The following is a 25,043-nucleotide window of genomic DNA, read 5'->3' as shown; positions in this document are numbered from 1 at the left end:
GCCGGTACTCTTTCTACAGTACTTCCATGACCAGCAGCCAGAAGCTCTCCGTCCAGCCCTTCGAGATCGCGATCCCGCAGGCCGAGCTCGACGACCTGCAGCGCAGGCTCGACAACACCCGCTTCCCCGTCGCAGCCCCCGGCGACGACTGGAGCCACGGCACCCCGGTCGGATACCTCCGCGAGATGGTCGACCACTGGCGCAGCGGGTTCGACTGGCGCGCGCACGAGAAGCAGATGAACCAGTTCCCGCAGTTCCTCACCGAGATCGACGGCCAGACCGTGCACTTCCTGCACATCCGCTCCGCCGTCGAGGACGCGACCCCGATCGTGCTCACCCACACCTACCCCGGGTCGTTCGCCGACTTCCTCGACGTGATCGGCCCGCTGACCGACCCCGAGGCGCACGGCGGCACCGCGGCCGACGCGTTCCACGTCGTGGTCCCGTCGATGCCTGGCTTCGGCTTCAGCACCCCGCTCGCCGAGGGCGAGTGGACCATGGCCCGGATCGCGCGCACGTGGGACGCGCTGATGCGCGGGCTCGGCTACGAGTCGTACGGCGCGCACGGCAGCGACGGCGGCGCGATGGTCTCGCGCGAGCTGGCGATCCTGAACCCGCCCGGGTTCCTCGGGGCGCACGTGCTGCAGCTGTTCTCGTTCCCCTCGGGCGACCCGGCCGAGTTCGAGCGGATGACCCCGGCGGACTACGCGGCGCTGGAGTTCGCCGGCTGGTTCCAGACCGTCAACGGCTACGCGCAGATGAACGCCTCCCGCCCGCAGACGATCGCCGCGGCGCTCTCCGACTCGCCGGTCGGGCAGCTCGCCTACAACGAGCTGTTCGAGAACTTCGGCAACGGCACCAGCCTCGTCGACAAGGACCAGGTGCTCATACAGGTCTCGCTCTACTGGCTGACCAACACCTCGGCCACGGCGGTCCGCTACCACCACGCCGAGCGGAACTCGCCGATCGTCGTCAACGAGGGACCGATCGGGGTCACCGTCTTCGCGCACGACTTCCTGTCGATGCGGCCGTTCGCCGAGCGCGACAACACGAACATCGTCTACTGGACCGAGCGGCCCCGCGGTGGCCACTTCGCGTCGATGGAGGTCCCGCAGGAGCTGGTGGAGGAGATCCGCGCCTTCTACGGGGCACGCCGCGGCTGACGCATTCCGCCGAGAACGACGTCATGGCTGCCGGGAGCCCCCTCCCAGCAGCCATGACGTCGTTGTCGTGTCAGCTGCCGCCGCCCACCTCGTCACCGGCGCCGCCCTCGCCGTCGTCGAAGTCCGGTTCGCGGTCCGGCCCGGGCTGCTCGATGTTGCTGCGCCCGTCGACGGGGTCGCGGTCGGTGTCGCAGCCGGCGCCGCTGGTGAGCACCAACCCGGCGGCAGCGGTGAGCACGAGCACCGTGCGAGCGATCTTCGAACTGTTCATGCGGATCGGATACCCGTCGGCGGCGTACCTACCCCGTCCATCGCGAAGGTCACCGCCATCGGGGTCCACGGCCTTCGTGCAGGCTCCCGCTCGGCTAGCGCCGGGCCGTAGCGCGCGATGGTGGCGATGTCGTGCGGGAACCGCCGCGGGTCGAGCCCGACGAGCCGCGGCTGCGCGCCGTGGCGGCGGGCGACGCCGGCCCACTGCTCCGGCGTCGCGATGCCGGCGGAGCGCACGCCGTGCTGGAACTGCAGGATGTCGACCTGCCGGTACGGCTCGCTCCGCGCGAGGTGATCGTCGAGCGCCCGCAGAGCGGCCTGCACCGAGAAGAACGTCCAGAACGGGACGCCCGCCGTGCTGATCGTCCGCCACGGGTCGCCCAGCACGAACGACGGCACAACGAGCCGGTCGGCCGCCTCGCCGCGCTCGCGGTACCAGCGCCGAACGGTCGAGGCGACGTCGTGCGCGGGGGCCTGCGGCCCGTGGAACCGGACTGTCAGCAGCGGGTGCCCGTTCGCCGCGCACCACGTCGCCAGCGCCGCTCCGAAGCCCGGCTCGGCGCCCCACTCGGCCTCGGCGGCCTCGTCGTCGGCGGTGGGGGTGTGCGGACGCGCCAGGTACCGCTCGGGTTCGAGTCCGCCCTGCGCGCCCGGTTGGAACACGTGCCGCTCGCCCACCCGCACCACCGGCCACGTGGACGTGTCCTCGATCAGCACCACGGGTGCGCCCGGTGCGAGCGACGCCGACAGGAACCGTGTGTATGCGGCCGGCAGCTCCCGCCACTTCATCCTGAAGTACGTCATCCGCGCGACCATCAGCTCGTCCTGCACCTGGTCGTGCATGTGGTGCAGCACGACGCCGGTGTTGCGGTCGAGCAGCAGTGGCGCCCACGCCCGGCCGAACGCCAGCGCGTCCACCGGTCGGTGCGGATCGCCCCTGCGCGCGACGGGGACGAGCACGGTGCCCGGCAGCCACGGCACCTGCATGGCGGCCGCGAGGTGGGCGAGCGCGCCGTTGGTCGAGCCGACGAGCACCGCCGGATACCGCCGTCGCGGGTAGGCATCGGCGAGCATGCCGGCCACGGCGCCCAGGTCGACATCGCCGAGCCGGTGCGGCGCGATCCCCTCCGATGCTCCGATCCGGGTGTAGAGGTGGCGCAGCACCGACCAGGGCAGCCGCCCGGCGGCACGCACGGCGGCCGCGGCGGCGGCGCTGTTGCCCAGGTGCGGGAACGAGCGGCCGGAGAGCGCCGCGGCGAGGCCGGCGTGCAGCACGCTCGCCGAGTCGAAGGAGGCGACGACGTCGCCCGGGGCCATGTCGCTCACGCGGTGGTCCTCTCCACGATGCTCTCCACGAGGTCGGCGAACCGCGCCTCGTCCTGGTAGGGCCAGGAATGGGTGGCGCCCGGGACGACGACCAGCCGGGCCGGGTCGGACTGGACGAGCCTCGCCGCGTAGGCGTGCGAGGTGATTACGTCGCGCTCGGCGTGGACGACGGTGAGCCGCCCGGCGAGCCGGTCGAGGTGGTCCTCGATGTGCACCTCGATCGCCGAACGCACCACCGCGGCCACCCGCCGCGGCCCGGCGCGGGCCCAGTCGGGCAGCTGCCTGGCACCCAGCCTCGGCGGCTCGAGCCGGCCGCCGCGAAGCCACCGCCCCAGCAGGCGCGGGCCGGTGCGCGCTTCCGGGTCGACGGTCGGGCTCACCAGCAGCACGCGGCGCACCCGCTCGCAGTGCGCCGCGGCGACGGCCGCGACCTGCGCGCCCACCGAGAGGCCGACGAGCACGTCGACGTCCGGCCCGTCCGGGCGGTCGGCGAGGCGGGCGGCCAGCTGGCCGCCGTACCGCGCGAGATCGGTCGGCACGCCGGGGGAGCCGGGCGCGTCGGCCAGCTCGGCGTCGAGCCCGCGGGCGCGCAACGCCGCCACCGCCGGGAGCGCGTAGCGGCTGACCGCCGCCCCCGGCACGACGATCACCCTCGTGGCAGTTCGGGTCATCGCAGTTCGGGCAGGACCTGCTCGGCCCAACCACGGAAGAAGCCCTCGTGGTCGGCGCCGACCTGCTGGACGTAGAGCTCGTCGACGCCGGCGTCGAGGTACTGCCGCACCCGGTCGAGGTGCGCCTTCGGGTCGTCACCGCACACGATGGCCTCGGCGATCCGGTCGCGTTGCACGAGAGTCATCGCGTCGGTGAAGTCCTGCGGGCGGGGCAGGGTCTGCGCGAGCTGGCCGGGCAGCATGTCGTTGCCCCACAGGCGGTGCGCGCGATCCAGCGCGGCCTCGGCGTCGCGATCCCAGCTGACCTTCATCCCGGCCTGGACGGGTTTGTCGCCGCCCCCCGACCCGCGGAACGTTCCGACCAGCTCGGCGTCGGGCGTCACCGTGCAGTAGCCGTCGCCGATCCGCCCGGCAAGCCGGGTGGCCTGCGGGCCGAACCCGGAGACGTAGATCGGTACGGGCTGCTCGGGCAGCGTGTAGATCCGGGCGTCCTGCACCTCGTAGAAGTCGCCGTGGTGGCTGACGTTCTCGCCGCCGTGCAGCAGCCGGATCACCTCGACGGCCTCTTCGAGCATGGCCAGGCGCTCGCCGACGGACGGCCACGCATCCCCGAGCACGTGCTCGTTGAGGGCCTCGCCGCTGCCGACACCCAGCACGAACCGCCCGTCGAGCTGGACCGCGGCGGTGGCCGCCGCTTGCGCGACGATCGCCGGGTGGATCCGCATCGTCGGGCACGTGACGGCCGTCGTGACGGGCAGCGCGACCGCCTCGGACAGCGCGCCGATCACCGACCACACGAACGGGCTCTGCCCCTGCTCGTCGTTCCACGGGTGGAAGTGGTCGGAGATCCAGAGCCGCTCGAAACCGGCGCGTTCCGCCGCTTTCGCCTGCTCGACGAGCTCTTTCGGGCCGTACTGCTCGCAGGAGAGGAAGTAGCCGATGCTTGCCATACGGGCGACTACCCGCGCGGCAGGACGGCGGAACGTGGCAGGTTGGCCGTGATCCTCGTGGGTACCCGTGGCGGGGTTGCCGCCGATGCTCGAAACGGGAGGAACGCATGGACCGGTCCAAGGTCGTCGTGGTCGGCGCGGGGTTCGCCGGCTTCCACGCCGCGCGGACGATGGCCCACGAGTTGGGGGAGAGCGTCGACATCACGCTGCTCAACCCGACCGACTACTTCCTCTACCTGCCCCTGCTGCCAGAGGTGACGGGCGGGGTGCTGGACCCGCGCCGGGTGACGGTCTCGCTGACGGCGGCGTTGCCGTCGGTCCGGCTGGTGCTCGGCGAGGCCGGCGCCGTCGACCTCGACGCCCGGACGGTCGCGTACGAAGGCCCCGAGGGCGACGAAGGCGTGCTGCACTACGACCGGCTCGTGCTTGCGGTGGGCAGCGTCAACAAGCTGTTGCCGGTGCCTGGCGTCGCCGAGAACGCGCACGGCTACCGGGGCATCCCGGAGGCGCTCTACCTGCGCGACCACATCACCCGGCAGATCGAGCTCGCCGCCGCCACCGACGACGCGGAGGAACGGGCGGCGCGCTGCACGTTCGTGGTCGTCGGGGCCGGCTACACCGGCACGGAGGTCGCCGCGCAAGGCCAGCTGCTGACCTCGGCGCTCGTCGCGAAGCAGCGCACCCTGGAGCAGAGCGACGTGCGCTGGATGCTGCTCGACCTCGCCGACCGGGTGCTGCCCGAGCTGGCCGCGCCGCTCTCGCGGACGGCCGACCGTGTGTTGCGCAGGCGGGGAGTCGAGGTGCGGATGAAGACGTCCGTCGAGGAGGCTGTGCCCGGCGCGGTGCGGTTGACCAGCGGCGAGACCGTCCCGACCCGATCGCTCGTCTGGTGCGTCGGGGTGCGGCCCGACCCGTTCGTCAACGGGCTGGGGCTGAAGACGGAGAAGGGCAGGCTCGTCGTCGACGAGTACCTGTTCGTGCCCGAGCACCCCGAGGTCGTCGCCTGCGGTGACGCCGCCGCCGTTCCCGATCTGACCCGCCCGGGCGAGGTGACGGGCATGACCGCGCAGCACGCCGAGCGGCAGGGCAGGCTCGCCGGCCACAACATCGCGGCGTCGCTCGGGAAGGGCGAGAAGCGCGCGTACAAGCACCACGACCTCGGGTTCGTCGTCGATCTGGGCGGTGTGCAGGCCGCGGCCAACCCGCTGCACGTGCCGCTCTCCGGGGTGGTCGCGAAGGCCGTGACCCGCGGATACCACCTGATCGCGATGCCCGGCAACCGAGCGCGGGTGGCGCTGGACTGGGCCGCCGACGCCGTGCTGCGCCGGCAGTCCGTGCAGCTGGGGCTGGTGCGTTCGAGCGCGGTGCCGCTCGACACCGCGGCGCCGGAGCTGCCCCGCCGCTGACCGGCACCTCCCGCGTGTCGAAGGACATCGACACGCGGGAGTGCCCTGAGTTGCCTTCCCACGGCGGCCGGGGCAAGCTGGAAAACGTTCCCGGTTGAGCCGACAGCCGCCACGACGCGGCTCTGCGAGCTGCTCAACGATCGCGGGGACCGCCGATGAGTTCGCGTGCCGCCGACAAGCCGTCGGTCCGGGACGACTACGCGCACCTCGCGCCGCTGCTGGAGCAGCTGGCGGAGATGTCGCCGGACGACCCCGACCGCAGAGCGGTCCGGGACAAGCTGGTGACCGGCTACCTGCCCGTGGTTCAGCACATCGCCCGCCGCTTCGCCGGGCGCGGCCAGCCCACCGACGACCTCGAACAGGCCGGGACGATCGGGCTCATCGGCGCCGTCGACCGGTTCGAGCCCGGCCGCGGCAGCGACTTCCTGGCCTTCGCGATCCCGACGATCACGGGTGAGACCCGCCGCTACTTCCGCGACCACACGTGGATGATGCGGGTGCCCCGCAGGCTGCGCGACCTGCAGTCGTCGGTGCACGCGGCGACCGACACGCTGTCGCACGAGCTGGGCAGGGCACCGCGGCCGAGCGAGCTGGCCGCACGCCTCGACCTGACCGTCGACGAGGTGCTCGAAGCCCTCGACGCGGCCAACGCCTACCGCGCGGGCTCGCTCGACATGTCCGTCGTGGGCGTCGACGCGGCGCTCGGCGAGATCGTCGGGGTGGCCGACCGCGAGATGGAGACCGTCGAGTTCCGGCACAGCCTCGCGCCGCTGCTCGACAGGCTGCCGGAACGCGAACGGACGATCATCGTGCTGCGGTTCTTCGGCGAGATGACCCAGACCCAGATCGCACACCGGGTGGGCCTGTCCCAGATGCACGTTTCCCGGTTGCTCGCCCAGACGCTCGACATGCTGCGCCGCAACCTCACCGAAGGTTTCGACGCCCAAGGTTTGGGCACGAGCCCGAACGGGTCCTCTGAGCCAGCCCGGCGAAGGAGAGACCATGACCACCGACACGGTGACAACAGGCAAGGGGACAACAGGCAAGGGGACAACAGGCAAGGGGACAACAGGCAAGGCGGCGACCATCCCCTCAGCGCTTCCCGACCCTGAGGAGCAGCTGCGCGCGCTGGCTGCGATCCATGGGGACGAGCCGGAGGACGTTCCCGTCGTCGTGCGCGTGCCGGTCGACGTCGGCGGCGCGACCCTCCCGCCCCGGTAGCCGACACCCGGGGTGTCCTGGGGAGGGCAGGAAAGCCACTTTCAGGCCCTCACAGGGCAGGAAAGTGGCTTTCCTGCCCTCTCCAGCGCCCGCCCGCTTCAGCTGGGGGTCGGCTCGTGGCCGCGTTTCCCGGCCGTGCGTCGGCGTTCCTTCAGCTCGGCCTCGAAGACGTGTCGCCGCCCGCCGACGATCTCGCTCCGCACGTCCTTCTCCAGCTCCCGGAACGCGGTGTAGTAGCCGTCGTCGAACTCCTCGACGATCTGGAACGTCCAGCGGCCGTCGAGGACGTTGCGGCCGATGAGCTCGTCGCGCACCCGGTCGGCGAGGTCGTCCCGGCCGGATTCGCGCAGGCCGGCTACGACGTCGTCGAGCATTTCGTCGGCGTCGCCGACGAGGCGGTGCAAGTCGTACAGGGCGCCGCGGGCCCGCTCGACGGCGGTCAGCGCCTCCGCGAGTTTGCCGGTGGCGGCGATCAGCTCATCGCTGACGCCGTCGGGGCGGGAATGGGTGGCGTCGACGGATGGTGTGCTCACGCCAGCACATTCCCCCCGAGCCGCCGGATCAATCGCGCCGGCCCGCTCGGCCGGCCATCAGACCAGGTCGCTGCGGCTCAGGACGCCCTCCAACACCCCTTCTGAGACGACCGGTAGCACCCTCAGGCCGCGGTCGGCGACCACCGCACGCGCGTCGCGGACGGTGGCGCCGGCGTCGATGGAGATCGGCGACCGCGTCATGACCGAGCCGACCGTGGCGTGCGCGGACCGCCCGGCCAGCGGGTCGGCGAGGATGTCGGCCTCGCTGAGGATGCCGACGAGCCGGTTGCCGTCGCCGACAACGGGCAGCGCGGTGTGCCGGTGGTGCAGCATCAGCTCGGCGGCCACCGAGATCAGGTCGGCGGAGCGCACCGTGATCGGCTGCGGTGTCATGACGTCCCGCACCGGCGTGCCGGAGGGCGGGGTGGTGGTCCGGCGGGTGCGCGCGAGCGCAACCACGGCGTCGTCCTCCGCCTTCTCACCGGTCAGCCATCGGATGACGGCGGGTTTTCGGGACGAGTCGCGGTTGCGGTGGCGCAGCAGGTCGCCGCGGGTGACGACGCCGACCAGCCGGCCGCCCTGCGCGACCGGGAGCACCCGCAGCTCGCCGTGGCTGCGCAGGCGCTGCGCGACCACGCGGGCGTTCGCGGTGGGCGGCATCCACAGCACCTCGGTGGTCATGATCTCCCTGACCCGCACGTGCTCGTCACCTTCCGCGCCCTCGGTGCTGTGCTCCTCGCGGAAGCGCAGCACGTCGAGCAGGCTCACCATGCCCACGAGCCGCGACGAGCTCGTGACGACGGGCAGTGCGCTGAATCCGTATCGGGTCATCCGCTCGACTGCGGCGGAGACGGGTTCTTCGGGGCGCGTCGTGACGACGCGCGATGTCATGAGGTCTCTGACGAGTCGGGCCATCCCCACCACCGTAGCCCGCCAGGTGCCGTTTATTGTGCCGTCACCTTCCCGATGCATGATGGTGGTGTGCTGTTCACTGTGGAGTCGTCTTGAGCGGGCTCGTCGTCGAGCGGTTGCTGCAGAGTCCGCTCGGTCAGCCGGCGCCCGATGGCGAGCGGGGCGACATCGTCCGCGTCAGCGACGGTGTCGCGAGCGTCTACCTCACGCCCGCCGAGTACGACGTGGCGACCGAACGGGACCTCCGCTACCTGCTCGCGCAGCGGGCTGCGGAACAACGGCGCTGATCAACGGCAGGGTGGGGATGCCCTGGGCTTCAACCGCCCGGTCTGTTGCCACCGCATGCGGTCATCCGGCTACGCTGCGGCGGAAGGCGGTGGTTGATCGCTGGTGGTTGATCGCCGAGGGTTGATCGCGGAGGGGAGCGTTCGTGAGCGCGCAGGAACGAGACGAGGCCGTAGCAGCGGACCTTCCGCCGGAGATCGACCTGAGCATCCCGTCGATCGCGCGCGTCTACGACTACGTGCTCGGCGGCAAGGAGAACTTCGAGGCCGACCGGCGCGCCACCGACGCGATGTTCCGCACCGTTCCCGAGACGAGCCAGCTGGCCAAGGACAACCGCAACCACCTGCGCCGCGGCATCCGGTACCTCGTGGAGGAGGCGGGCGTCCGGCAGATCATCGACATCGGATCGGGCCTGCCGACGGTCGGCAACGTCCACGAGCTCGCGCACGCGGTCGATCCGTCGGTCCGTGTCGTCTACGTCGACATCGACCCGATCGTCCTCGCGCACGGCCGTTCGCTGCTCGCCAACGAGACGACCACGACGGTCATCGTCGCCGACATCCGCGACGCCTCGTCGATCTTCGACCACCCCACGGTCAAGGAGTTCATCAACTTCGACGAGCCGCTCGCGGTGATCTGCGCGAGCATCATCCACCACCTCGACGACGACATCGCCTACTCCACCACGGAGGCGATCAAGGACCGGCTGCCGGCCGGCAGCTACATGCTGATCAGCAACTTCCTCGACGACGACGAGCCGCGGGCGAAGGAGCTGGAGCGGGCGTTCCTCGAGGGCGGGCTCGGCACCGGCCGGTTCCGCACGTGGGAGGAGATGCGTCGGCTGTACGACGGCCTGGAGCTCGTCGAGCCGGGGCTGGTGTACGCCAACGACTGGCGTCCGGACAAGAAGACCCCGACCGAGAGCCCGACACACACGCTCTACGCCGGGGCGATCGGGCGCAAGCCCAGCTGACACCGTCGACAACGACGAAATGGCTGTTGTGAGCGCTCACAAACAGCCAGAACGTCGTTGTCGACGCCGGCTCAAGCCGGGTGCTCGCGGTCGAGGAAGTCACGCGAGAGCGTGACGATCTCGGCGAGGCTCGTCTCCAGCGCCCAATGGCCCGCGTCGAGCAGGTGCAGCTCGGCCTTCGGCAGGTCGCGCAGGTAGGCGCGGGCGGCGCCTTCGGGCATGTATCCGTCGTGCGGGCCCCAGACGATCAACGTCGGCGGCTGGTGTTCACGCAGGTAGGCCTGCTGCCGAGCGAACCACGGCACGGTGGAGCCCTGGTCGGCGAGCAGCGTGACCATGTGGTCGCGCCGCGCGGGATGCTGCGCGAGCAGCGCGGCCGTGTGCGTCCAGAGGTCGGGGCTGATGCGCTCGGCGAGGTGCTCGGGGACCTCGCCGAGGAACTCCCCGCGGAACCCGTCCTCGTTCACGAGCGCGGTGATCTTCGCCCGGCCCTCCGGTGACGGGTCGTGCCAGAACTCCTTGAGCGGGGCGTACTTCGGCCCGTGCTCGTCCTCGTAGATGTCGCCGTTCTGGATGATCAGCGCTGCCACCTTTGACGGCTCGGCGATCGCCAGTCGCAACCCGAACTGCGACCCGTAGTCCTGCAGGTAGATCGCGTACCGGTGCAGCCCGAGCACCTCGGTGAACCGCTGCAGGAACGCCGCGTAGGCGTCGAACGTGTAGGCGAAGCGGTCGGGCGGCGGGGTGTCGCTGTAGCCGAAACCGGGGTGGTCGGGCGCGATCAGCCGCCAGCGGTCGGCGAGCGCCGGCAGGTAGTTCCGGAACTGGAACGACGACGACGGATAGCCGTGCGGCAGCAGCATGACGGGCGCGTCGGGCGGCCCGGCTTCGCGGTAGAACGTGCTGATGCCGTCGACGTCGATCCGGCGGTGGGCGACGGGAGTGCTTGCCATGGCCCGGGGATGCCCGGTTCGAGAGCGGACCAATCGGACATGCACCCAACGTCGAACGGTGCCTACTCTCCGCGCAGTTGGTGTCCGCCCTGACCGCCGTCACATGAGGGAAGGACATCGACGAGAGGAAGCGACATGACCATGGACGGGGTCGAAGCGATCCGCGCGGGTGACGAGGCGGCGTTCTCCCATGCGGTGGGCCGCCACCAGCGTGAGCTGCAAGTGCACTGCTATCGGATGCTCGGTTCGTTCGAGGAGGCGCGCGACCTCACGCAGGAGGCGTTCCTGCGGGCGTGGACCGGCCGCGCGACGTTCCGCGGCGACGCACCGCTGCGCGCCTGGCTCTACCGGATCGCCACCAACGCGTGCCTCGACTTCCTGGCGAAGCACCCCCGCCGGCCGATGGAGATCGCCCCGGATCAGCACGGGCCGGCGGTGCGGGTGCCGTGGCTGCAGCCCTATCCCGACGACATCGCGCCCGAGCCGGAGCCGGACGCTGCCACCGTCGCGAAGGAGACGGTCGAGCTCGCGTTCCTCGCGGCCCTGCAGCACCTGACGCCGAAGGAACGGGCCGTGCTGATCCTGCGCGACGTGCTCGGCTGGTCGGCGCGGGAGGTGAGCGAGGCGCTCGGCGCGGGCGTCGGAGCCGTCACGAGCCGGCTGCAGCGCGCCCGGATCACCATGCGGGTGCACCTGCCCGAGCGGCGCGCCGACTGGAGCGCCACCACTGCTGGGCAGCAGTCGGAGCGGGAGGTGCTGCGGCGCTTCATGGCGGCGCTGGAGCGCGCCGACGACGACGCGATCGCGGCGCTGCTGCACGAGGACGTACTGGTCGCGCACCAGGGCCGAGCCGGCGGCAACCTGAGCGTCGACCCGGTCTGGTACTCCGGTCGCGCGACGGTCGTCGACGGGTGGGCACCGATCCTGCACGGTCCGCACGCCCAGGAGCTGCGGATGGTGCTGACCAGCGCCAACAACGCCCCCGCCTACGCCGTCTACGCCCGGGACCCGGGCAGCGACAAGCCGTTCGAGCCGTTCGCCTTCTCCGTGCTGCGGGTCGAGAACGGGCTCGTCGTCGAGCTCACGACGTTCGGCGTCGAGATGGTTGCGGCGTTCGGCCTCCCCGGGACGGTGGCGGCGTGAGCGCCGGCGAGCCGGCCGGGCGGACCGCCGTCGTGCACGGTGGGAGCGGCGCGATCGGGCGGGCGGTCGGACGTGCGCTGGCCCGCGAGGGTGCGCAGGTGTTCCTGACGGGCCTGCGTCGGGAGCGGTTGGACAGCGCGGCCACGCACGTCGGCGCCGCGGGCGCGGACGTCGTCGACGTGCTCGACGAGGCGGCGGTCGAGCGGCACGCCGCCGCGGTCGTCGAACGCGCCGGGCGGATCGACGTCTGCGTCAACGCCGTCGGGCTCGCCGTCGGGCGGCAGGGTGTGGCGCTCGTCGAGCACACGGCCGACGAGTACATGGCGCCGGTCGCGGCGTACATCCGCGGCAACTTCACGACGGCCGCGTGGCCGCGCGGCACATGCGCGATGCGGGCGGTGGCGTGATCATGGCGCTGTCCATGCCGATGGCGCGGCAGCCGGCGCCGCTCGCCGGGCCGTTCGGGGCGCCGGGTGCCGCGGTCGAGAACATGTGCCGGCAGCTGGCGCTCGAGCTGGGGGAGCGGCGGGTCAGGGTGGTGTGCCTGCGGCTGACCGGAATTCCGGAGACGGCCCGCTCGCTCGGCTCGCACCTCGGTGAAATGTGGGGGAAGGCCGCCGAGCGGCTGGGCGTCCCGCTGGAGGACATGCTGGAGGCGATCGGGGCTACCCCGGCCGGCGCCCCGCTCACGGTGGAGCACGTCGCCGACGTCGCGGCCTTCCTCGCGTCCGACCGCTCGGAGGGCCTCACCGGCACCGTGGTCAACGTGACCCGCGGCGCCGCCGTCGACTGACGGTAAGCAGGCGGTAAGGGTTGCCGGCGGCGGACCAGCAGGACGATCACGGTGTGCGTGTACTGGTCACCGGCGGCGCCGGATTCGTGGGTTCGCACGTTGCCGACCGGCTCGTGGAGGCGGGCCACGAGGTGGTGGTGCTCGACGCGCTGATCCCGCAGGCGCACGACGGCGGGCAGCCCCCGCCGTGGTGCGGCGCGCACGACCTGGTGCGCGGCGACGTCCGCGACGCCGAGCTGCTGGCTCGGCTGCTGCGCGGGGTCGACGTCGTCGCGCACCAGGCGGCGATGGTCGGGCACGGTCTCGACCCGAGCGACGCGCCCGCGTTCGTCACGATGAACGACATCGGCACCGCCGTGCTGCTCGCGGCAATGCACGCGGCGGGCGTCAGACGGCTCGTGCTGGCCGGTTCGATGGTCGTCTACGGCGAGGGCCGCTACCGGTGCCCCGTGCACGGCGCAGTCCGGCCGGGTCCGCGCACGCCCGCCGACCTCGCTGCCGGCCGGTTCGAGCCGCCGTGTCCCGAGTGCGGGGGCGACCTCGCACCGGAGCTCGTCGCGGAGGACGCCCCGCTCGATCCCCGCAGCACGTACGCCGCGACGAAGGTGGCGCAGGAGCACCTCGCGGCCGCGTGGGCACGCCAGACCGGCGGCTCGGTGTGGTCGTTGCGCTACCACAACGTGTACGGCCCCCGGATGCCGCGCGACACCCCGTATGCGGGGGTGGCGTCGCTGTTCCGCTCGGCGCTGGCCCGCGGTGAGGCGCCGCGGGTGCTGGAGGACGGCCGGCAGCGGCGCGACTTCGTCCACGTCGCCGACGTCGCCGCGGCGAACGTCCGCGCGGTGACCACCGAACCGCCGGTGCCGGGGCTGTGCGCGGTGAACGTGTGCTCGGGCGAGCCGCACACGATCGGCGAGCTCGCGGAGACCCTGGCCGCTGCGATGGGTGGGCCGCCGCCCGTGATCGTCGGCGGGGCGCGCTCCGGCGACGTGCGGCACGTCGTCGCCGACCCGGCGAAGGCGACGGCCCTGCTGGGCTACCGCGCGACCACATCGTTCGCCGACGGCATCGCCCGGTTCGCGCACGACCCGATGCGCGCACCCGCCGGCACGCCCCTGACCGGCGCGAACGTCATTGATCGGTAAGACCGTCCATGTCCGCGCGGCACGATGATCTAACGGTGCCCCCAGAGATCATCCTGCCCTGCCTCGACGAGGCCGAGGCGCTCCCGACGGTGCTGGCGGCGTTGCCCGCCGGATGGCCCGTGCTGGTGGTCGACAACGGCTCGACCGACGGCACCGGCGAGGTCGCGGCCGCGGCGGGCGCGCGTGTTGTGGTCGAGCCGCGGCGCGGCTACGGCGCCGCCGTGCACACCGGCCTGGTGACCGCGACCGCCGAGATCGTCGTCGTGCTCGACGGCGACGGCTCGCTCGACCCCGCGGTGCTGCCGGCCATGACCGACGACGTGCGGGACGGCCGTGCCGACCTGGCGGTCGCCCGCCGCGTCCCGTCGGCCGCCGGAGTGTGGCCGTGGCACGCCCGAGCCGGCAACGCCGTGATCGCCGCGATGCTGCGCCGCCGCGGGGTCGCCGTGCACGACATCGCGCCGGTGCGGGTGGCCCGTCGGGCGGCGCTGATCGACCTGGGCATCGCCGATCGGGCGTTCGGCTATCCGCTCGAGCTGCTGCTGCGGGCGGGTGCGGCGGGCTGGCGGATCACCGAGCACCCGGTCGCGTACCGGGCGCGGGCCGGTGGCCGGTCGAAGGTGTCTGGTTCGGTGGCGGGTTCACTCCGTGCCGCCCGTGACATGGCAGGGCTGCTGCGATGACAGGCCCCGTAGTGATGATCGTGCTCGCGAAGGCGCCGGTACCTGGGCAGGTCAAGACCCGGCTGTGCCCGCCGGCGACACCCGCGGAAGCCGCGGACATCGCGGCCGCCGCGCTGCTGGACACCCTCGACGCCGTGCGCGGGGTGCCCGGCGGGCGGCTCGTCGTCCCGATGGCCGGTCGGCTCGACCGCGCCGCGCGGGGATGCGAGCTGGAGGCGGCGCTGCGCGGCGTCCCGACACCCGCACAGCGCGGCGCCGACCTCGGCGAACGGATCGCGGCCGCCCACATCGACGCCGCGTGCGGCCTTCCGACGTTCCAGATCGGGATGGACACGCCGCAGGTGGAGCCGGCGCTGCTCGCGGAATCGGCCGCCCACCTGCTGCGGCCCGGAGGCGTCGATGCGGTGCTCGGCCCCGCGACGGACGGCGGGTGGTGGGCCCTCGGGCTGCGCGACCCGCGAGCGGCAGCGCTCGTGGCGTCGGTTCCGACGTCCCGTGCCGACACCGGTGAACGCACGGTACAGGCGCTGCGATCGGCCGGGCTGCGGGTGGGGTCCCTGCCCGAGCTGACCGATGTGGACACCGCGGCCGACGCGCTGCGGGTGCGGGCGGCTGCACCGCGCACGAGGTTCGCCGCTGCGGTGGATCGGGTGGCGCAGCTCGTGGCCGCCGGGTGTTGACGACGGCCTTCGATGCGGCGCTGGCCGGCTGTGGGGCCAGGCTGCGGCGCAGTGACGGCAGCGAGACGGCGCTGGCCGTGCACCGGTGGGGCGGCGATGCGGGCGGCGAGGACGGGTGGCTGCTCGACCGCTGCGCGGGCTCGGTGATCGACCTCGGTTGCGGCCCCGGGCGGCTCGTGGCGGCGCTGCGGGAGCGTGGGCTGCCCGCGATGGGCGTCGACGTGTCGGTGGTGGCGCAGCAGGCGTGCCGTCGGCGCGGGGTGCCGATGCTGCGTCGAGACCTGTTCTCGGTGCTGCCCGGGGAGGGCCGCTGGCAGCATGTGCTCCTCGCCGACGGCAACATCGGGATCGGTGGCGACCCCGGACGGCTGCTGCGCAGGGCCGCCGGGTTGCTGCGGGCGGGCGGGACCGTGCTCGTCGAGACCGCCGAGCTGCCGGAGCGGTTCTGGCGGGGCACGGCCCGGGTGCTCTCCGGCGCCGGCGGCGAGACGGCGGTGCCGTGGGCCGAGGTCGGCTCGGCCGCGCTCACCCGGCTCGCCGGAGCCGCCGGGCTGCGCGCGGTCGCGCGCCACACGGGCGCCCGCGCCTTCGTGGAACTGGTGGCGACCTGAAGGGCCGTTTGCGCAGCTCGCGCTGAGCCTGGGGAGGGCAGGAAAGCCACTTTCCGGCCCTCACAGGGCTTGAACGTGGCTTTCCTGCCCTTGTGTGCGGAACGCACACATCCCAGCCCCAACACGGATTCTCATCCCTCGTGGTGGCCCGGAGGGCCATGGCTGACTCTCCTGGCAACCCAGCCGGTCGGCGCGGCCCGCGCCGCACTCCTGGGGGGACCTTGGCGCGGGCCGCTGCCGACGAGCGTGCAGCAGTCGCCGACGGACCACCAGCCCGTCCGCTGCCCAGGTGCGCCCGGTCCTTACCGGTTGGTGACCGCTCGGCCAGAAGCCCCGTTCGTGCAGGTCAACAGCCATATGGTCACGTCATGGCAAGTGCTGGGCAGCAGTTCGGGTTCCCCGCTCCACTGTGGAAGGCTATCGCGCGGGTGCGGCCACCGCTGCCGCGCTGGCGAAGCCCGCTGCGTGGCCCGTGGCTGACGTCGGTCTTCGCGGTCGTGCTGCTCGTCCTGCTGCCGGTGGTGATCATCACCGGGCTGCTCAGCTACATCGCGTACGGTCCGCAGTTCGGGCAGGCGATCCCGGGCGACGTCGGGGTGCTGCGACTTCCCGGCTTCGACTGGTCGACCAGCCCTTCGTGGCTCTACCAGCTCAACCAGGGGCTGCACGTCGGCCTGGGGCTGGTGCTGGTGCCGGTGGTGCTGGCGAAGCTCTGGTCGGTGATCCCGAAGCTGTTCGAGTGGCCGCCGGTGCGGTCGCTCGCGCACGCGCTGGAGCGGCTCTCGCTGTTGCTGCTGGTCGGCAGCATCCTGTTCGAGATCGTCACCGGCATCCTCAACATCCAGTACGACTACGTGTTCGGCTTCAGCTTCTACGCCGCCCACTACACCGGGGCGTGGATCTTCATCGGGGCCTTCGCCGCGCACGTCGTGCTGAAGCTGCCGCGGATGGTGCGCGGGCTGCGGTCACGATCGCTGCGCGCCGAGCTGCGAGCGCCGACGACCGAGCAGGAGCCCGACGACGGCTCGGGGCTCGTCGCCGCCGACCCGGGGCCACCGACGATGAGCCGTCGTGGCGCACTCGCCCTGGTCGGCGGGGGAGCGGCGCTGGTCGGGGCATTGACGGTGGGCCAGACGCTCGACGGCGTCGGCCGCGCGACCGCGTTCCTGCTGCCCCGTGGCCGGACGACCGCACTCCCGGACGGTGGGCCGAACGACTTCCCGGTGAACCGGACGTTCGTGTCGTCCGGGATCGACCCCGCCGCAACCGGCGCCGGCTGGGCACTGGACCTGACCGGTACGAGAGCGGCCCGGCTGAGCCGACCGGAGCTGGCCGCGCTCGCGCAGCACACCGCGGAGCTGCCGATCGCGTGCGTCGAGGGCTGGTCGACGGTGCAGGTCTGGAGCGGCGTGCCGCTGCGCGACCTCGCCGCGCTCTGCGGCGTGCCGGAGCCCGGGTCGGCGCTGGTGCGCTCGCTGGAGTCGGGCCCGTTCGCGCAGGCCACGTTGACGGGCGGGCAGGTGCTCGACCCCGACTCGCTGCTCGCGCTGCAGGTGGGCGGCGCCGACCTCGCACCCGACCACGGGTTCCCCGCCCGGATCATCGTGCCGGCGCTGCCGGGCGTGCACTGCACCAAGTGGGTGCGGTCCATCGAGTTCGGGAGGGCCTGATGCGCACCCTGTACGGGGCCGGTCCGTTGCAACTCGTACTGATGGTCGCCGGCCTGGCCGTCGCCGCGGCGGCGGCCGGGATCGTCGTGACCGATCCGACGGCCGGCACGATGCTGGTGTGGTTCCTCGCGGCCGTCGTGCTGCACGACGGTGTGCTGTTCCCGCTCTACAGCGCGGCCGACCGAGGTCTCGCCGCGCTGTCCGGGTCTGTGCTCTCCCGCTCTGCCGTGCCGATCATCAACCACGTCCGCGTGCCGCTGCTGGGTGCGGGGCTGACGTTCCTCGTGTTCTTCCCCGGCATCGTGCGGCAGGGCGAGCCGATCGTGCGCGGGGCGTCCGGCCTCGACCAGTCGCCGTTCCTCGGCAGGTGGTTGCTGCTGGTCGCGGTGATGGCGGCGGTCTCGGCGCTGGTGTACGGCTGGCGCGTGGCCCGCTCACCACACCGTCAGCAGCAGGTGGTTCACCCCGAGCGCGCAGAGCGCCTGGGCGGCGAGCCACCAGCGGGCGCGGCCGCCGGGCAGCGCGGCGCAGGCCACGACCGCCCAGACGACGAACGGCAGCCAGATCCGCTCGACCTCGCCCTTCGACAGCCCGGAGAGGTCGGCGACCAGGACGGCAGCGGCCGCGGACAGCGCGAGCAGGGCGGCGCCGGCGGGTAGCTCACGCACCCGGCGCAACCCGCCGATGACGGCCGGTCCGGCGGCGATGACGACGGCGGCGAGGTTGGCCCAGACGAAGTAGGCGTACGGGCGGCTCTGCGCGATGCTCGCCGCGTAGATCACCCGCACCAGTTCGAAGCCGGTGAACCACCAGAACCCGGCCGCCGTGAACGCGGCGACGACGGCCGCACCGCCGAGCACGGCCGGCACCGCGACCCGCCACGCGCGCGTCGCGACGATCACCGCGAGCGCCGGGAACCAGCCGAGCACGAGCCCGTACGAGAGGTACGCGACGAAGCCGAGCAGGAGCCCGCCGGCGAACGCGGTGACTGCCCGCGCGCCCCCGCCCCGACCGGTCCCGATGGCGAGCAGCGCGACACCCCACGCCAGCACCCCGGCGAACAGGCCGTCGGCGGAGACCCCGACCCACACGGCGCCGGGCAGCAGCACCCCGAACGGCAGCACGCGGCGGGCGATCCCCTCGCCGGCCAGCGCCCGCACCGCGACGGCAACGGCCACGCACGCCGAGCTTCCGACGAGGATCACCAGCAGGCCGGCGGGCCCGCCGCCGCCCAGCCCCATCCGGTCGAGCCCGATGAAGATGAGGAACGCGCCGGGCGGGTGCGCGCCCACGTGCGTCGTCCAGTGTCCGGGCTGGTCGGTGAGGATGTGGTCGGTGAACGTCCGCAGCAGCGATCCGATGTCGCCCGCGCGCGGGACGTCGTGCAGGTACTCCTCGCCGCTCGACAGGCGCTCCACCACCCCGCGCTGCCAACCGTCGACCAGTGCGAGCGCGAGCGTCCACGCCGAGGCCGCGGCCCACGCGCAAACCAGGAGCAGCCGCCAGCGGATGCGCTCGGCGAGGTTCGTGCCCGTGATGACGGCCAGCGCGACCGCGCCGGCGAGCGGGCTGCCCCACCCGACGTGCGGGAGCCACTCGGCCAGCAGCGGCGGGAACGGGAGGAATATGTTCACCCCCGCGCCGAGCAGCCAGTGCCCGACCAGCGCGGACGCGACGACGAGCACGGCGGCAGCGAGGATGGGCGGCCACACCCGCGGCGCACTCACGGCTCGACGCTAGCGGCGGGGGAAGCGTGCGGATCTTACGAACCGGCGACGGGTACCCGGTCGAATGATCCGACGCGCCCGGCTGGCCCTCGCCGACGTCGGCGGGTGGCTGTTCACCTGCAACCCCGATGAGTTCGACCCGCGCGCACCCGTCGACGCGCGCTGCGCCCGCCCGTCCTACCGGCTCGGGCTCGTCCGCACCGGGCAGCCCGTGCTGCTCTGGGTGACCGGCTCCGCCGGCGCGACCCCGGAGCCCGGAGCGTGGCTCGCCGGGCGCACCACCGGGGAGGTGGCGGGCGACCCCGTGCGGCCCCGGATCGGGCTGGCGGTCGTGGAGCTCAACCCGATCCTCCCGCGCGAGCGGCTGCGCGCCGACCCGCGTACCGCGCGGATGGAGGTGCTGCGCGCGCCGCACGGGAGCAACCCCTTCGTGATCTCGCCCGCGGAGCTCGCGGCGATCACGGAGATGGTGGGGGAGTGGCCGCAGGTCTAGCAGTACCGTGCCTGACGTGACCACCGACATCACCGTTGCCCGCGACCAGGCAGCCGACGTGCGCTTCCTCGACGACTTCGCCGCGCTCTCCGCGTTCGGCGCGACCCCGGCGGGCGGGGTCGAGCGGCAGGCTGCGACGGCGGAGGACGGCCAGACGCGGGCGTGGCTCGCGGCGTGGCTGGCGGAGCGCGGCTTCACGGTGGTCAACGACAAGGTCGGCAACCAGTTCGGGCTCTTCGAGTTCCGGCCGGGTGCGCCGTACGTGCTCGCCGGCTCGCACATGGACAGCCAACCGCGCGGCGGCCGGTTCGACGGTGCCTACGGCGTGCTCGCGGCAGCGCACGCCGCCGACCGGCTGCGTACCCATCTCGCCGACCAACCCGCCGACGCCCAGCCGCAGTTCAACATCGCCGTCGTGAACTGGTTCAACGAGGAGGGCTGCCGATTTAAGCCGTCGATGATGGGCAGCGGTGTCTTCACCGGCAAGCTCGCGCTGCAGAAGGCGCTCGACACCACCGACGTCGACGGCGTCACCGTCCAGGAGGCGCTCGAAGGGCTGGGTGAGCTCGGCGCGGAGGACGTGTTCGGTGGCGGGCGCGAGGTCGCGTCCTACGCGGAGATCCACATCGAACAGGGGCGGGAACTGGACAAGACCGGGACGACGCTCGGCCTGGTCGACTCCACGTGGGCGGCGAACAAGTACGAGATCGCGGTGATCGGCGCGCAGGCGCACACCGGGGCCACGGCGATGGAGGACCGCCACGACGCGCTCTACGGCGCCGCGCTGGCCGTCGTCGCGGTGCGCGAGCTGGCCGACCGGTTCGGCGAGGAGCTGCACACCTCGTGCGGGCAGCTGACCGTCGTGCCGAACTCACCCGTCGTCGTCGCCAGGGAGGTGCACATGCACCTCGACCTGCGCTCGCCGTCGGACGAGCTGCTCGCCGAGGCCGACGCGCTGCTGCGCAAGCAGTTCGCCGAGATCGAGGTGAAGGCCGGCGTCGAGATCGAGCGCCGCTTCGCCCACACCTGGAAGGGGCAGCTCTACCAGCCCGGCGGCGTCGAGCTGTCCGGCGCTGTCGCGGACGACCTCGGAGTCTCCCGGATGCTCGTGCAGACGAGGGCGGGGCACGACTCGACCAACATGAAGGACATGGTGCCGACCGTGATGCTCTTCATCCCGAGCGTGGAGGGCATCTCCCATGCCGAGGCGGAGTTCACGGCCGACGAGGACCTCTGCACCGGCGTGGACGTCCTCACCGAGACCCTGGCCCGCATGGTCCGCGGCGCCCTGACGTAAGCCCCCCGCACCGGGGGACCCCAGGCCGGGGTGCGCCTGGAAAGCCACTTTCCAGGCGCGTGGGGCCGGGAACGTGGCTTTCCAGGCAACACGTGCGGGACGCACGCGTTTGCTTGCCCGCGTGCGGCTACGTGCTGGTGAGCAGTGCGTCCACCTCGTCGCGGCTCGGCGCGGTGGCCGGGCCGTAGCGGGTGACGGCGATCGAGGCCGCCGCGTTGGCGCGCCGGGCGGCGGTGCGCAGGTCGGCGCCGCGCAGCAGCTCGGCGGCGAGCACGCCGCAGTGCGCGTCGCCCGCGCCGTTGGTGTCGACGGGGTCGACGGGGAATCCGGGGACCCGGTCCGCCCCGCGGGCCGTGAGGATCGTGCAGCCGTCGGCGCCGTCCCGGACGACAACCGATCCGCCCTTGTGCAGCGCCGCGGCGAGCGCGGCCGGGCCGCCGAGGGCCGCCGTCTCGCGTGCGTTTGCGCTGAGCACGTCTGCGCGGTCGAGCACCCGCTGCCACACCCTGGTGTCGATCTCGGCGGCCAGCGGTCCGGGGTCGACCAGCACGATCGGGCCGCGCTGCGCGTCGACCCAGCCGAGCAGCCGGTGCGCGCGGCGCGTGTCGAGCAGGCTGTAGCCGGTGACGTAGACGATGTCGGCGGTCGTCGCGGTCAGGCCCACCAGCGCCGACGCCGGCACCCCCTGCTCGGCGCCGCTCCCGGTGACGAACGTGCGCTCGCCCGTCGCGTCTACGAGCACCACGCAGATGCCCGTGTCCTGGCCGGGGGTCGGCGGCAGCGCCACCTCGATGCCCTCCGCGGCGAGCCCGGCCCGAGCCGTGTCGCCGAAGTGGCCCTCGCCGTGCCCACCCGCATAGGTGACGCGCGCGCCGGCCCGCGCCGCGGCCGCCATCACGTTGAACCCGCCGCCGGGGGTGAGCACGGTTGCGGTGGCGAAGACGTCACCCCCGACGGGCGGCATCGCCGGCACCCGCATGACCAGGTCGAGCACCACCTGGCCGGTGTGGATCAGGCGGCCGGTCACCGCTTGGCTCCGCCCATCAGCGCGTACCCGCCGGCCGCGACGACGAACGTCACGATCCAGCCGAGCCCGTTCTCGCCGACCCACGTCCCGGCGAGCGGCCCCATGAACAGGTACCCGACGACGATCGCGAGCGCCCACGCCGAGACCGCCCGCGGCTCGATGCCACCGCGGTACCAGTACGCGCTGGTCCGGCCGGTGTCCATGAGCGCGACCGGGTCGTACGAGTGCCGGTGCAGCATGTCGACGACGAACACGCCGACCCACGCCGTGATCGGCACCGCGAGCAGGCTGATGAACGCGATGAACGGGCCGTAGAAGCTGTCCGCGACGAGCATGAAGTAGATCGCGCCGACGAACGTGATCACGACGTCGACGACCACCGCGTACACACGCGGGATCCGGATGCCCAGCGTCAGCGTGGTGAGCCCGGCGGAGTAGACGGAGAGGTGGTTGGAGAGCAGCAGCCCGCCGAACGCCGCGACCAGGTAGGGCACCGCCATCCACGGCGGGAGCATCCCGCGGATCGCCGCGACCGGATCGCCGGCCTCCGCGAGAGACGGGTCGCCCGCGGCGAGCATGCTGCCCAGCGAGATCAGCAGCACCAGCGGGATGCCGGCCCCGGCCGCGGCGGACGTCACGAGCGCGCCGGCGCGCACCGCGGGCGCCTGGTAGCGCGAGATGTCGGCGGAGGCGTTCGCCCAGCCGATCCCAGTGCCTGCGGCGATGACGCTGATGCCGGCGAGCATCGCACCGAGCGGCGCCGGGGTGGCGGCGGCGACGGCCGACCAGTCGATGGTCGCGACGAGGAACCCGCCGACGACGAGGTTGAGCGCGCCGAACACCCACGTCGCCCAGCGCTGCACGGCCACCAGCACGGCGTGCCCCAGCCCCGACACGAGCACGGTGAGCAGCTCGAACACCGCGATGCAGGCGATCGTGAGCACCGGGTGGTCGGTGGCGAGCGGGCTGGTCGCGAAGACGATCGTGAAGAGCGAGAGCAGCGCGAACGCCGCCGTCGTCGTGTTGACCGTCTCCCAACCGAGCCGCGAGATCAGCGAGACGGCGGTCGGGCCGATGTTGCCGCGCGCGCCGAACACCGCCCGGGAGAGGGTCAGCCCCGGTGCGCCGCCGCGGCGACCCGCGATGGAGACGGCGCCGACGATCGCGAACGAGCCCACCGAGCCGACCGCGGCGACGATCACCGCCTGCCACACCGTCAGGCCGGTGCCGGCGACGAGCGTGGCGCCGAGCGGCAGTCCGAGGATGCTGATGTTCGCCGCGAACCACACCCAGAACAGCTGCCGGGGATGCCCGGTGCGCTCGGCCTCCGGGACGGGCTCGATCCCGCGGGTCTCGAGCGTGCCCTGCGGGGTCTCCGTCGTCGTGTCAGGTGTCGTGGTCGTGTCAGGTGTCATCGTCGACTCCCGTGTCGCAGCGTCAGCAGCCCGTCGGCGACGGGTGCGAGGTCGAGGTCGTTCGCGCGACGGACGGTCGCGAGCAGGTCGGCAGGCAGGCCGTCGACGCCGTGGTGCGCGCCGAGCACGGCGCCGGCCATCGCGGCGACGGTGTCGGTGTCGCCGCCGACGCCCGCCGCGAGCGCGAGCGCGTCGGCCGGATCGGCGCCCATGGCTTCGACCAGCGCGAACGCCGCGACCACCGACTCCTGCGCCGCGACGGACGTGCCGATCACGTCCGCGAGCGCGTCGGCGAGCGCCGCGCGGCCCATGCCGTGCACGTACCGCCGGGCCCAGGTGATGCGGGCGGCGATGTCCCCGCCGGCGACCCAGTGCCCGCGCTGCGCGCCCTGCGCTGCGGCGGACTGCGCGGCGTCCAGCGAGTCGGCGAGCGAGGCACCGCCGACCCCGGACGAGACGGCGGCGGCGACCGCGGCGGCCCCCGCGATGCCCAGCCCGGTGTTGTGCGTGACCCGGCTCGCGGCCTCGACGGCGTCGAGCAGGCCCGGCCCGGCCACCGCGATGCCGACCGGGGTGATGCGCATCGCGGCGCCGTTGGTCGTGCCGTCGCGGCCGGCCTGGTCGGCGGGCTCACCGGCGCGCAGGCGCTGCAGCGCGCGTTTCGTCGAGGGCCCGAGCAGGTCGGCCGAGCCCCGCGCGATCATGCCGTCCTCCCACCGCTCCAGGGCGTCGGCGAACCCGATCGGGTCGACCGCGCCGCACCCGTCGATGAGCAGCCGGGCGAGCAGCAGCGCCTGCTCGGTGTCGTCGGTGATGGAGCCCGCAGGGAGGTTCGGCGCGATCGGCTGGTCGGGCGCGCCGTCGAGCAGCGTCGTGACGGTGCCGTAGCGGGCGGCGATGGCGGCCCGCGACATCGACTGGGTCGGCATGCCCAGCGCGTCGCCCAATGCGAGCCCGTAGAGCGCGCCCAGCGCCCGTGCCTGCTCGCTCATGAGGCGCCGAACCGCAGGTGGAAGCGGAAGCGGGCGGGGTCGAGGAGGCTCTCGACGTGCTCGACGAGCCCGCCGTCGGACGTGAGCGTGGTGCGGGTGGCCCTCAGTAGTAGCTCGCCGGGCGGGCGCTCCAGCAGCGCGCCCGCGGCGTCGTCGAGCGGTGCGGCGCCGATCCACTGCTCGCCGCCGCTGCCGCGCAGGCCCGCGGCGGCGAGGGTGGCGGTGAGCGAGCCGTCGACGAGGCCGCGTTCGGGCAGGTCGGCGAGGGCGCCGGTGCCGGGGACGGCGGCTGTCTCCAGCGAGACCGGCCGGCCCTGCGCCGTGCGGCGCAACCTGCGGACCACGACCAGCGGGCCGAAGCGGCTGGTGAGCTCGGCCGGGCCGCCACGTTCGATGCCCAGCAGCTCGACGGTCACGTCGGTGCCGGCCATGGCCCTGGCCCAGCCGACGGACTGGTCGAGCTCGACCCCGTCGAACGTCACGAACGACCCGACGCCGCCCTCCGTCGTGATCAGGTTGTCGCGCTGCAGCTCGGAGAGCGCCCCGCGGACGGTGCCGCGGCTCACCTGGTAGCGCTGCGCGAGCTCGTGCTCGCCGGGCAGCCGCGCCCCGCGGGCGAGCCGGCCCGAGCGGATGTTGGCGCTCAGGTCGGCGACGAGCCGGGCACGCTTCCCGTGCCGCACGTGTTCGGACATGTACATACT

General features: G+C 73.2%; 27 protein-coding genes. 15 read left to right on the top strand and 12 right to left on the bottom strand.

Features of this window, described 5'->3' with window-relative positions:
• Nucleotides 1-26: 26 nt before the first annotated feature.
• Nucleotides 27-1,163 (top strand): epoxide hydrolase family protein, encoded by a 1,137-nt coding sequence (locus tag LL648_RS27470; protein WP_232665635.1) that lies wholly within the window; start codon nt 27-29, stop codon nt 1,161-1,163.
• A gap of 70 nt (nt 1,164-1,233) precedes the next feature.
• Here the strand turns inward: LL648_RS27470 and LL648_RS27465 are convergent, their stop codons facing one another.
• Genes LL648_RS27465 through LL648_RS27450 form a run of 4 tightly spaced genes read right to left on the bottom strand, consistent with a single transcriptional unit; the run spans nt 1,234 to nt 4,380 of the window.
• Entirely contained in the window at nt 1,234-1,434 is a 201-nt protein-coding gene (locus LL648_RS27465) for a hypothetical protein (protein ID WP_232665634.1), read from the bottom strand.
• Nucleotides 1,431-2,759, bottom strand: coding sequence for a hypothetical protein (locus tag LL648_RS27460; protein WP_232665633.1), 1,329 nt, complete (start codon nt 2,757-2,759; stop codon nt 1,431-1,433). The genes LL648_RS27465 and LL648_RS27460 overlap by 4 nt, the downstream gene beginning before the upstream one ends.
• Entirely contained in the window at nt 2,756-3,430 is a 675-nt protein-coding gene (locus LL648_RS27455) for an alpha/beta fold hydrolase (protein ID WP_232665632.1), read from the bottom strand. Before LL648_RS27455 ends, LL648_RS27460 begins: the two co-directional genes overlap by 4 nt.
• A complete protein-coding gene (locus LL648_RS27450) occupies nt 3,427-4,380 on the bottom strand; it encodes a TIGR03557 family F420-dependent LLM class oxidoreductase (RefSeq protein ID WP_232665631.1) in 954 nt (317 codons plus the stop codon). Before LL648_RS27450 ends, LL648_RS27455 begins: the two co-directional genes overlap by 4 nt.
• Nucleotides 4,381-4,487: 107 nt before the next feature.
• On the opposite strand from LL648_RS27450, the gene LL648_RS27445 reads away from it, so the two are divergent.
• Entirely contained in the window at nt 4,488-5,786 is a 1,299-nt protein-coding gene (locus LL648_RS27445; RefSeq protein WP_232665630.1) for an NAD(P)/FAD-dependent oxidoreductase, read from the top strand.
• Between the two features lie 155 nt (nt 5,787-5,941).
• Nucleotides 5,942-6,898 (top strand): SigB/SigF/SigG family RNA polymerase sigma factor, encoded by a 957-nt coding sequence (locus LL648_RS27440; protein ID WP_308190412.1) that lies wholly within the window; start codon nt 5,942-5,944, stop codon nt 6,896-6,898.
• A gap of 207 nt (nt 6,899-7,105) precedes the next feature.
• Here the strand turns inward: LL648_RS27440 and LL648_RS27435 are convergent, their stop codons facing one another.
• Both LL648_RS27435 and LL648_RS27430 read right to left on the bottom strand, forming a co-directional pair.
• Nucleotides 7,106-7,540: a hypothetical protein gene (locus LL648_RS27435; RefSeq protein ID WP_232665629.1), complete on the bottom strand. Its 435-nt coding sequence runs from the start codon at nt 7,538-7,540 to the stop codon at nt 7,106-7,108.
• Nucleotides 7,541-7,597: 57 nt separating this feature from the next.
• Entirely contained in the window at nt 7,598-8,455 is an 858-nt protein-coding gene (locus LL648_RS27430; RefSeq protein WP_232665628.1) for a CBS domain-containing protein, read from the bottom strand.
• Between the two features lie 89 nt (nt 8,456-8,544).
• Here LL648_RS27430 and LL648_RS27425 point away from each other — a divergent pair, with 89 nt between their 5' ends.
• A complete protein-coding gene (locus tag LL648_RS27425) occupies nt 8,545-8,739 on the top strand; it encodes a hypothetical protein (protein ID WP_232665627.1) in 195 nt (64 codons plus the stop codon).
• Between the two features lie 143 nt (nt 8,740-8,882).
• The gene (locus tag LL648_RS27420) at nt 8,883-9,710 is read left to right on the top strand and encodes an SAM-dependent methyltransferase (RefSeq protein ID WP_232665626.1); all 828 of its coding nucleotides are present in this window, start codon (nt 8,883-8,885) and stop codon (nt 9,708-9,710) included.
• 71 nt (nt 9,711-9,781) lie between these two features.
• Here the strand turns inward: LL648_RS27420 and LL648_RS27415 are convergent, their stop codons facing one another.
• Complete coding sequence (locus LL648_RS27415; RefSeq protein WP_232665625.1) at nt 9,782-10,663, bottom strand: alpha/beta fold hydrolase; 882 nt, start codon at nt 10,661-10,663, stop codon at nt 9,782-9,784.
• A 135-nt stretch (nt 10,664-10,798) separates the two neighbouring features.
• Here LL648_RS27415 and LL648_RS27410 point away from each other — a divergent pair, with 135 nt between their 5' ends.
• From LL648_RS27410 to LL648_RS27380, 8 genes are all read left to right on the top strand, one after another.
• Nucleotides 10,799-11,806, top strand: a complete 1,008-nt coding sequence (locus LL648_RS27410) for an RNA polymerase subunit sigma-70 (RefSeq protein ID WP_232665624.1) — start codon at nt 10,799-10,801, stop codon at nt 11,804-11,806.
• The gene (locus LL648_RS44365; RefSeq protein WP_308190411.1) at nt 11,803-12,213 is read left to right on the top strand and encodes an SDR family NAD(P)-dependent oxidoreductase; all 411 of its coding nucleotides are present in this window, start codon (nt 11,803-11,805) and stop codon (nt 12,211-12,213) included. Before LL648_RS27410 ends, LL648_RS44365 begins: the two co-directional genes overlap by 4 nt.
• A complete protein-coding gene (locus LL648_RS44360; protein ID WP_308190410.1) occupies nt 12,174-12,599 on the top strand; it encodes an SDR family oxidoreductase in 426 nt (141 codons plus the stop codon). Before LL648_RS44365 ends, LL648_RS44360 begins: the two co-directional genes overlap by 40 nt.
• A gap of 53 nt (nt 12,600-12,652) precedes the next feature.
• Entirely contained in the window at nt 12,653-13,744 is a 1,092-nt protein-coding gene (locus LL648_RS27400; protein ID WP_232665623.1) for an NAD-dependent epimerase/dehydratase family protein, read from the top strand.
• A 35-nt stretch (nt 13,745-13,779) separates the two neighbouring features.
• Nucleotides 13,780-14,427 (top strand): glycosyltransferase family 2 protein, encoded by a 648-nt coding sequence (locus LL648_RS27395; protein WP_232665622.1) that lies wholly within the window; start codon nt 13,780-13,782, stop codon nt 14,425-14,427.
• Nucleotides 14,424-15,107: a TIGR04282 family arsenosugar biosynthesis glycosyltransferase gene (locus LL648_RS27390; RefSeq protein ID WP_232665621.1), complete on the top strand. Its 684-nt coding sequence runs from the start codon at nt 14,424-14,426 to the stop codon at nt 15,105-15,107. The genes LL648_RS27395 and LL648_RS27390 overlap by 4 nt, the downstream gene beginning before the upstream one ends.
• Nucleotides 15,101-15,718 (top strand): class I SAM-dependent methyltransferase, encoded by a 618-nt coding sequence (locus LL648_RS27385; protein WP_232665620.1) that lies wholly within the window; start codon nt 15,101-15,103, stop codon nt 15,716-15,718. Before LL648_RS27390 ends, LL648_RS27385 begins: the two co-directional genes overlap by 7 nt.
• 368 nt (nt 15,719-16,086) lie before the next feature.
• On the top strand, nt 16,087-17,388 hold the full coding sequence (locus tag LL648_RS27380) for a molybdopterin-dependent oxidoreductase (RefSeq protein WP_232665619.1): 1,302 nt from the start codon (nt 16,087-16,089) through the stop codon (nt 17,386-17,388).
• 434 nt (nt 17,389-17,822) lie between these two features.
• On the opposite strand, the gene LL648_RS27375 is transcribed toward LL648_RS27380, so the two are convergent.
• The gene (locus LL648_RS27375) at nt 17,823-19,115 is read right to left on the bottom strand and encodes a hypothetical protein (RefSeq protein ID WP_232665618.1); all 1,293 of its coding nucleotides are present in this window, start codon (nt 19,113-19,115) and stop codon (nt 17,823-17,825) included.
• Between the two features lie 64 nt (nt 19,116-19,179).
• On the opposite strand from LL648_RS27375, the gene LL648_RS27370 reads away from it, so the two are divergent.
• Together LL648_RS27370 and LL648_RS27365 are read left to right on the top strand one after the other, a co-directional pair.
• Nucleotides 19,180-19,608, top strand: a complete 429-nt coding sequence (locus LL648_RS27370) for a hypothetical protein (RefSeq protein WP_232665617.1) — start codon at nt 19,180-19,182, stop codon at nt 19,606-19,608.
• Between the two features lie 16 nt (nt 19,609-19,624).
• A complete protein-coding gene (locus LL648_RS27365; RefSeq protein WP_232665616.1) occupies nt 19,625-20,905 on the top strand; it encodes a M20 family metallo-hydrolase in 1,281 nt (426 codons plus the stop codon).
• A gap of 127 nt (nt 20,906-21,032) precedes the next feature.
• On the opposite strand, the gene LL648_RS27360 is transcribed toward LL648_RS27365, so the two are convergent.
• From LL648_RS27360 to LL648_RS27345, 4 genes are read right to left on the bottom strand one after another with little or no spacing between them, the layout of a single operon-like run.
• Nucleotides 21,033-21,932: a PfkB family carbohydrate kinase gene (locus LL648_RS27360; RefSeq protein WP_232665615.1), complete on the bottom strand. Its 900-nt coding sequence runs from the start codon at nt 21,930-21,932 to the stop codon at nt 21,033-21,035.
• On the bottom strand, nt 21,929-23,347 hold the full coding sequence (locus tag LL648_RS27355) for a purine-cytosine permease family protein (protein ID WP_232665614.1): 1,419 nt from the start codon (nt 23,345-23,347) through the stop codon (nt 21,929-21,931). Before LL648_RS27355 ends, LL648_RS27360 begins: the two co-directional genes overlap by 4 nt.
• The gene (locus LL648_RS27350; protein ID WP_232665613.1) at nt 23,344-24,339 is read right to left on the bottom strand and encodes an ADP-ribosylglycohydrolase family protein; all 996 of its coding nucleotides are present in this window, start codon (nt 24,337-24,339) and stop codon (nt 23,344-23,346) included. The genes LL648_RS27355 and LL648_RS27350 overlap by 4 nt, the downstream gene beginning before the upstream one ends.
• Nucleotides 24,336-25,040, bottom strand: a complete 705-nt coding sequence (locus LL648_RS27345) for a GntR family transcriptional regulator (protein WP_232665612.1) — start codon at nt 25,038-25,040, stop codon at nt 24,336-24,338. Before LL648_RS27345 ends, LL648_RS27350 begins: the two co-directional genes overlap by 4 nt.
• Between the last annotated feature and the right edge of the window lie 3 nt (nt 25,041-25,043).

The organism is Pseudonocardia sp. TRM90224, from assembly GCF_021245725.1.
GTDB lineage: Bacteria > Actinomycetota > Actinomycetes > Mycobacteriales > Pseudonocardiaceae > Pseudonocardia.
This window is presented reverse-complemented; position numbering and strand designations above follow the sequence as displayed.